This window comes from Desulfosalsimonas sp., from assembly GCF_046483245.1.
In the GTDB taxonomy this organism is placed as follows: Bacteria; Desulfobacterota; Desulfobacteria; order Desulfobacterales; family Desulfosalsimonadaceae; genus Desulfosalsimonas.
On the sequence record NZ_JAWODO010000170.1, the window covers coordinates 1 to 7,793 of the forward strand.

Annotated in this window: 7 protein-coding genes; 6 read left to right on the forward strand and 1 reads right to left on the reverse strand. The window is 53.6% G+C overall.

What is annotated here, in order from left to right:
• Positions 1 to 12: 12 nt before the first annotated feature.
• Positions 13 to 129 (forward strand): twin-arginine translocase subunit TatC, encoded by a 117-nt coding sequence (locus R6U41_RS14205; protein WP_410270506.1) that lies wholly within the window; start codon positions 13 to 15, stop codon positions 127 to 129.
• A 300-nt stretch (positions 130 to 429) separates the two neighbouring features.
• Here R6U41_RS14205 and R6U41_RS14210 read toward each other — a convergent pair whose 3' ends face one another.
• Complete coding sequence (locus R6U41_RS14210) at positions 430 to 981, reverse strand: Spy/CpxP family protein refolding chaperone (protein ID WP_410270500.1); 552 nt, start codon at positions 979 to 981, stop codon at positions 430 to 432.
• 233 nt (positions 982 to 1,214) lie between these two features.
• On the opposite strand from R6U41_RS14210, the gene R6U41_RS14215 reads away from it, so the two are divergent.
• The 5 genes from R6U41_RS14215 to R6U41_RS14235 form a co-directional block, all read left to right on the forward strand.
• Positions 1,215 to 1,895: a hypothetical protein gene (locus tag R6U41_RS14215; protein ID WP_410270501.1), complete on the forward strand. Its 681-nt coding sequence runs from the start codon at positions 1,215 to 1,217 to the stop codon at positions 1,893 to 1,895.
• 190 nt (positions 1,896 to 2,085) lie between these two features.
• A complete protein-coding gene (locus tag R6U41_RS14220) occupies positions 2,086 to 2,742 on the forward strand; it encodes an NAD(P)/FAD-dependent oxidoreductase (RefSeq protein ID WP_410270502.1) in 657 nt (218 codons plus the stop codon).
• Between the two features lie 263 nt (positions 2,743 to 3,005).
• Positions 3,006 to 5,819 carry a formate dehydrogenase subunit alpha gene (gene fdhF, locus R6U41_RS14225; RefSeq protein WP_410270503.1) on the forward strand — a complete coding sequence of 938 codons (2,814 nt, stop codon included), beginning with the start codon at positions 3,006 to 3,008 and terminating at the stop codon, positions 5,817 to 5,819.
• 407 nt (positions 5,820 to 6,226) lie between these two features.
• Complete coding sequence (locus R6U41_RS14230) at positions 6,227 to 7,189, forward strand: ExsB family transcriptional regulator (protein ID WP_410270504.1); 963 nt, start codon at positions 6,227 to 6,229, stop codon at positions 7,187 to 7,189.
• A gap of 107 nt (positions 7,190 to 7,296) precedes the next feature.
• The coding region (locus tag R6U41_RS14235) for an OB-fold nucleic acid binding domain-containing protein (protein WP_410270505.1) at positions 7,297 to 7,793 on the forward strand (497 nt) is incomplete at its 3' end.

The following is a 7,793-nucleotide window of genomic DNA, read 5'->3' on the forward strand; positions in this document are numbered from 1 at the left end:
CTGTGCTTTCAGTTGCCGGTACTGCTGACGCTGATGGGCAAGGCCGGGCTGGTCAGCGCCGAGGGCCTGAAGCGCGTGCGCAAATACGCGATGGTGGGCATTCTGGTGTTGGCCGCCCTGGTGAGGTAATCGTGACCAGCCGAAAAATAAGGGTCAACGCAAAATCCCCGGATGCTGAAACGCTCAGTTCAGGTTCCAATTAAAGCCGGCCATAAATTCAAGCCCGGATCTGATGCATGGGGCAGCGGTATCAGGATAAATTGAAATAATGCGCCGGCTTATTTAGTGCCTGAACGAAAACCGTCTTTTCCGCCAATCTCTGCGTCCGGCTCAAATTTTAATCCTCAAAATACGTCGAGTATTCCTGCGGTTAAAATTTTCGCCGTCCTTGACCTTGACGAAAAATCCTGATTTTCGTTCGGGCACTATTTATTTTCTCTTTCCGCCGCGGCTTTTGGGCATGCCCTTTTTCATCATGTCGTCATGTTCTTCCATGATGACTTCCAGTTTTGCGTTTTGCTCATCTGTGAGCAACGCCTTCATTTCCTGTTCGGTCTGGTAGGCGGCTGAATGCATATCAATCCTTGTATCCGCCCATGCCTTCATCTGGTCTCTGACCTCGTCCACAGGAGCGCTTTCATTGACCAATGCCTGCAGTTTTTTGCCCTGCTTTGTCATCTCAGCCTGAAAATCGGCCTGCTGTTTTTTAAAGTCTGAGCGCAAATCGATGAGCTGTTCAGACTGGTCCTGGGAAAGCGACAACTGCTCGTCCATTTCAGGAAGCAGATTGACCATGGTCATGGATCTCTGCATCGGCGCACAGCCCACCATCATTCCCTGATCCATGCCGCCCATGTTTCCGCGCATCATGCCATGGTTCTTCATGCCCATCTGCATGCCCTGCTGCTGGTCTGTCTGGGCGCTTGCCGTAAGGCATGCAATAAAGAAAACGCCTGCTGCAATCAATGCAATCTTTTTCATTTGAAAACCCTCCTGCTTGAATATTGAAACTTCGGATTGTCTGTTGGTTATCAAAACTAATCCCGCATGCTGCCAAACGCAAAAAAACAAAATCAATGTTATTGTTATCCAAAACCTGTTAAATTGAAAAATCACAAAGCGCGCCAAACTGGTCCCGGCATTGCCCCGCAGTTCAATAATTTGAATACTTCGATATATATAAAAAACCAATCATGAATACAGGAAACACGCAAATGAAGATTCTGGACAGTTTTCAGCCGCAGATCAATACCGCGGAAATCAGAAAAAGACTGCACCTGAGTGCTGACAGCCCTGAATGGCAGAGCGTGGAAAATACGGTTCAGGAGGTTGCCGGCCTTATCAGGCCCAAGTGTGCTTACAAAGAGTGCCATGTTGGCAAAAAAGACGATAAGAGCGTAACCGTGGAAGGTGTGCGTTTTCAAAGCCGGGTCCTGAGAAAAAACCTGGAAGCCGCCCAGCGGGTCTTTCCCTTTGTCATCACCATCGGTGCTCAGCTCGAGGAAATGGCCGCGGCGCAGAGCGATTATCTCGAACAATATTATTTGGACACCATTGCCAATGTAGCCCTCCAGGATGCGATCCAAAGCGTCTGCGCCCGGCTCCGGGAGCAATATCACCTGGAAAAGCTGTCTTATATGAACGTGGGCTCGCTTGAAGACTGGCCCCTTTCCCAGCAGCGGCCCCTGTTTTTCCTTCTGGGCGATGTGGAGGAGGCCATCGGGGTGCGGCTGTCATCGAGCATGCTCATGCATCCGGCAAAATCCGAGTCCGGGATTTTTTTCCCGACAGAGGTCAGCTTTTTTAATTGTCAGCTGTGCCCGCGAAAGGACTGTCCTTCCCGAAAAGCGGCCTTTGACAGGGAAATGGCCCGTGAGTACGGGGTTGCCGAATAAATTTTGATGGCGCCGAAAAAAGTCCAATATCTGCGTTACGCACAATTTCTCAGAATTTCACGTACGGCTAAGTACGCTGCATTCTTCGAAATTGCGCAAGCCTTGATCTTGAACTTTTTACGGCGCCATCTGAAATGTGACTTTTTACGGTACCATCAATTTTGTTAAACCTGAACAAAGGAGGAATCAGATGCTCAAGCTTGGCGAAAAAGGCGCCATTATTCAAAGAGACAAGGAAACCTATGCCGTGGCGCCCCATATTCCATGCGGTGTTGTCACACCCGAACTTTTGCGCAAGATCGCTGACGTTGCGGAAAAATACAACGCACAGGCCTTAAAGATTACCAGTGCCACAAGAATTGCCATTGTGGGGCTCAGGGAAGAAGATATTGACAATGTGTGGAAAGATCTGGACATGAGCCCCGGCGCGGCTGTGGGATTGTGTGTGCGCAGTATCCGGGCCTGCCCGGGAACGACTTTCTGCAAGCTTGGACAGCAGGACGCCCTGGGCCTGGGCATGGAACTGGACAAGCGGTACCATGGGGTGGATCTTCCGGGGAAATTGAAAATGGCCGTATCCGGATGCCAGATCAACTGTGCGGAATCCTGGGTTCGCGACGTGGGTTTATTCGGGAAATCCGCCGGATGGACCCTGGTGATCGGCGGCAATGTGGGCACCAATCCCCGTATCGCCCATGAACTGGCAACAGAGCTAAGTGATGAACAAGCCCTTGAAAAAGTCAGCCAGGTCATTGAATATTACAAGCAAAACGCCTCAAAAGGAGAGCGCCTGGGCAAAATGATCGAGCGTATGGGATTTGATACGGTCAGCGCCGCCCTGAAATAGCCCAAAAGCCTGCTGTACGGGGAGTGCAGCAGGCTTTTTCCTTCCTGTCTTCCTGAAAATATAGTTGAAATTTTCAATTCAATCAAAATGCCCACGTTGCCGCAAAAGAATTGTTTCTATTTCGTTATGACAATATTGACATAACGAAACCTGCATGGTATGTTTCGTTTTTATAACCGCAGTACCGGATTCTAAAATTTATTCCGGGTCAATACTGTATTTTTCAGATCAGGCGGAACAAACAGGTGCAGGAGAGGCATTTCATGGAAAACCAGTGCATTACCATCAACGGAAAGGACTGCAGCTTCACCCCCGGCCAGACCATTCTCGAAGCGGCCAAAGAAAACAATATCCACATACCGTCGCTTTGCTATCTCAAGGGGGCGGCACCCACCGGAACCTGCCGCATCTGCGTGGTGGAGGTCAAAGGCCGGGCCAGTCTGGTGACCGCCTGCAGCACACCGGCGGAAAATAAAATGGTCATCCGGACCGAATCGCCGAAGGTGATTGCCTCAAGAAAAGCGACCCTGGCCCTGCTGCTGGCCACGGGCAACCATAACTGCGCCATCGGATCATCAGGGCAAAGGGACTGGAGCGCTTTTCAGGCAAAGGCCCTGGAAGAGGATCAGGAGATGGACCTGTGTCCGGCCTGGGGAGATTGCCGCCTGCAGGAGCTGGCTTACCATTATCAGGTGGAGGGCGGCAAATACAGCCGAAGGCCTGTGGATTATCCCATGGAAACCGTCAATCCGCTTATCATCCGGGATTTTTCGCGCTGCATTCTCTGCGGCAGATGCGTTCAGGCGTGCAATGAAATCCAGGTCAATCAGGCCATTAGCTTCGGCTACCGCGGCAAGGACAGCAAAATTGTGGCAGCCGGGGATCTTGCCCTGAAGGATTCGGACTGCGTTTTTTGCGGGGAATGTGTTCAGGCCTGCCCTGTGGGCGCTTTGGTGGAGAAGAAATCCCGGTACCGCTGGCGGCCCTGGAACACCGAAGTCATCCGTACCACCTGCCCCTATTGCGGCGTTGGATGCCAGTTGAACCTGCATGTCAAAGACCAGCGCATTGTCAAGGTCACAGGCGTGGAAGACGGCGCTCCCAACAAGGGACGCCTGTGTGTCAAAGGGCGATTTGGCTATGATTTCATATACTCGGACGAGCGCCTGACCGCTCCGCTGATAAAGGAAAACGGCCGGTTCCGGAAAGCCACCTGGGATGAGGCCTTAGACCGGGTAGCGGAGAAATTCAGTCAAATCATCGCCGAAGACGGCCCGGATGCAGTGGCCGGCGTGAGCTGCGCCAGAAGCATCAACGAAGACTCCTACCAGATGCAAAAGCTTTTCCGGGCGGTTTTTAAAACCAACAATATCGATCATTGCGCCCGCACCTGACATGCCCCTACGGTCGCCGGGCTGGCGGCCACGTTCGGTTCGGGTGCCATGACCAATTCGTTTTCCGAATTCGCCCGTGCAAAAATGTTTCTGGTGATCGGCTCCAATATGACCGAGGCCCACCCTGTGGCCGCCACCTTTGTCAAAAACGCCGTGCAAAACGGCGCCGGGCTTATTGTCGTCGACCCCCGGCGGCATCGCCTGGTAAACTTTGCCACCCGGCATCTGCCGCTTCGGCCGGGAAGCGACATTGCCCTTTTAAACGCCATCATGCACGTGCTTATCAAAGAGGATCTCTATGATCATGATTTTGTGTCCTCCTGCTGCACGGATTTTAAAGACCTGAAAGAAAAAGTGGCTGAATATCGCCCGGAGCGGGCGGCCGGGATTTGCGGCATTGACGCGGAAACCATAAGGCAGACAGCCCGGGAACTGGCTGCGGTAAAACCGGTCATGGTCTGCTATACCCTTGGTATTACAGAACATACATGCGGGAAAAACAACGTCATGTCCATTGCCAACCTCCAGATGCTGCTGGGCAACATGGGAATGGAATGCGGGGGAGTCAATCCCCTCAGGGGGCAGAACAACGTCCAGGGGGCATGCGACATGGGGGCCCTGCCCAATGTCTATCCGGGCTATCAGCGGGTGGATGATCCGGCAATGCGGGAAAAATTTGAAAACGCCTGGCATGTCAACGGCTTGCCGGAAAAACCCGGATTGATGATTCCGCAAATGATGGAGTCTCTGGTCAGCGGCCGGGTCAGGGGGTTTTACATTTTCGGGGAGAACCTGGCCAATACCGAGCCGGATATGCACAAGGTGGCCCATGAACTAGAATCCGCTGAATTCGTGGTCTGCCAGGATATCTTTGAAACCGAAACCACCCAATACGCTGATGTGATCCTTCCGGCCGCGGCCTGGAGCGAAAATGAGGGCACCTTTACCAACAGCGAGCGCCGGGTCAATCGCGTGCGCACCGCCAGCCCGCCGCCGGGTGCGGCGCAACCCAACTGGTGGATATTTCGTGAAATCGCCAAACGCTTCGGTCATAAATGGCCGTCTGCAAGTGCCAGGGAAATATGGGACAATGAAATTTCGGTGCTGGCACCGAATTTTTCCGGCATCAAGTACCATCGCATCGAGCAGGACGGGCTTCAGTGGCCGTGTCCGAGTCAGGACCATCCGGGCACCTGTGTTCTGCACGGGGCCGGGGAATTTGCCTGCGGACTGGGCCGGTTTCGCCCGGCGGACTGGACGCCCCCCGCTGAAGTACCGGATGCGGATTATCCCCTGGTGCTCAGCACCGGAAGACGTCTCTATCATTATCACACCCGGACCCAGACCGGCCGGTGCGAGGGCTTAAATGATTTGCTGGGAGAGGAGACCGCGGATATTTCCCTTGCCGATGCGCAGCGCCTGGGCATCTCGCAGAACGAAACAATAAAAGTCGCATCCAGACGCGGAGAGGTTGTTGTCAAGGCCCATATTTCTCCGGAGATAAACGAGGGCATGGTCTGGATGGCATTTCACTTCAGAGAGCAAAACGCCAACTGGCTGACAAACGCGGCTTTTGACCCGGATACCCTGACTGCGGAATACAAAGCCTGCGCGGTGCGCATCGAAAAGATGCAGGCGGTGATGGAAAACAATGCCGCTTCAAAAAACGAACACAGACTTTGAATTTTCCTGGAAGTATCCCACCGGGACCGAACACTGCAAATAACTTTTTGCTGCATGCTTGATGAGCCTGTAAAAAGTCTTTTTTACAGGCAGTGTGAAGTTTTAAGTGATTAAGTGTTAAGTAAAATCAATAAGTTATTTTTTTATTGGTTGGCGGTTATCTCCGATTTGAGACTTTTTACGGCGCCATCATGCTTAAACGCTTTGATTTTATTTTTTTGAACTTTGAACCTTGAACCTTGAACGAAGTTACTTAGAAGCTTTTCCCCTCCTTGCGGGCAGAACGCCTGCTGTGGGCATATGCACCCAGGTCAAAAAGCCGTTGTGATTCGGGTTGTTGAATGCTAAGTTACCGGGTTGTTTCACCTGTTCATTTAATCAATTTCAAAACCCGGGAGAAAAACAGCTTGGTTACTGAAATCACAGCAGAGGCGCTCGACACGGAGCGCTTTATCAAGGAAAAGGCAGCTGAAATCAAAGAGACCGTCGGGGACGGATGGGCCATTAATGCACTTTCCGGCGGGGTTGATTCGTCCACGGTCACGCTGCTCGGCCACCGCGCCCTCGGCGATCGCTTAAAAACGGTATTTATCGAAAACGGGCTGATGCGTGCGGGCGAAGCCGAACAGGTTGTCGGATTTTTCCGCGATCTCGGCGTTCCGGTCGAAGTGGTTGACGCGCGCGAGGCGTTTTTCGCAGCACTCAAGGGTGTAACCGATCCGGAGGCCAAACGTGAAGCCATCACCCAGACCTTTTACCGCGATGTATTCGGTCGTCTGGTCCGGGAAAGCGGGGCAAAGCACCTGCTTCAGGGTACGATTCTGACCGACATCGACGAGACCGTGGCCGGGATCAAGCGCCAGCACAACGTGTTTGAACAACTGGGCATCGACCCGCAGAAGGCGTTTGGTTACAGCATCATCGAACCTTTGATCCAGCTGCGCAAGGCCGGGGTTCGAAAGGTGGGCCAGGCCCTGGGGCTGCCCGGGGAGCTGTTTAATCGCATTCCGTTTCCGGGGCCGGCCCTTGCGGCCCGGATCATCGGCGAGGTCACACCGGAGCGCATTGAGACGGTCCGCAGGGCAACCGCGATCGTGGAGCAACATCTCTATGGATGCGGCGCTTTTCAGTACATGGCCATCCTTCACGAAGACCGGGTGACCGGAATGCGCGACGGCAAACGCGATTTCGGCCGGCAGATCGAGGTCCGCTGCTGGGACAGCGTGGATGCCCGCACGGCCACGCCGACCCGGCTTCCCTTTGACACCCTTGAAAAGCTGGCACAGGAGATTGTCGCCGCCGTGCCCGGTGTGGTCAGCGTTTCCTACAATATTGCCGCAAAACCCCCGTCCACCATAGAAGCCGTGTAGTTCAACAGGCAAATAACAGCCCCTCACCCGATCAATCCCCGGTTTTCTGTTGAAAGGGGGCAAGAGGGTGGGGTTGTTGAATAATGAGCATGGAAAGGACTTTTCTCATGATGTTTTCACAACGTGTTTTCTGCGGGCAATTGACGGCAGACGACATCGGCCGCAAGGTGCAGCTGGCCGGCTGGGTCGATGCCCTCCGGGATCATGGCGGTTTGCTTTTTGTCCACCTGCGCGACCGCAGCGGCATCATGCAGATCGTGTTCAGTCCCGATGCCGCCCCGGACGTCTGCCAAAAAGCCGAATTTCTGCGCGCCGAATACTGCATAGCGGTGAAAGGCGAAGTCACAAAGCGGCTGGCGGGCACGGAAAATCCCCATATTGAGACCGGAACCATCGAGCTGGTGGTCACGGAACTGACCGTGTTGTCCGAATCCGATGCACTGCCGTTTTCAGTTTCGGAAAAGACCATGGTCGCGGGTTCGGCATCCACTGCCGGGACAGGCCGGGTGTCCGAGGATTTGCGGCTCCAGTACCGTTACCTGGACATGCGCCGCCAGTCCATGCGGGACAATGTGATGCTGCGCCATCGCATCTTCAAATGCGT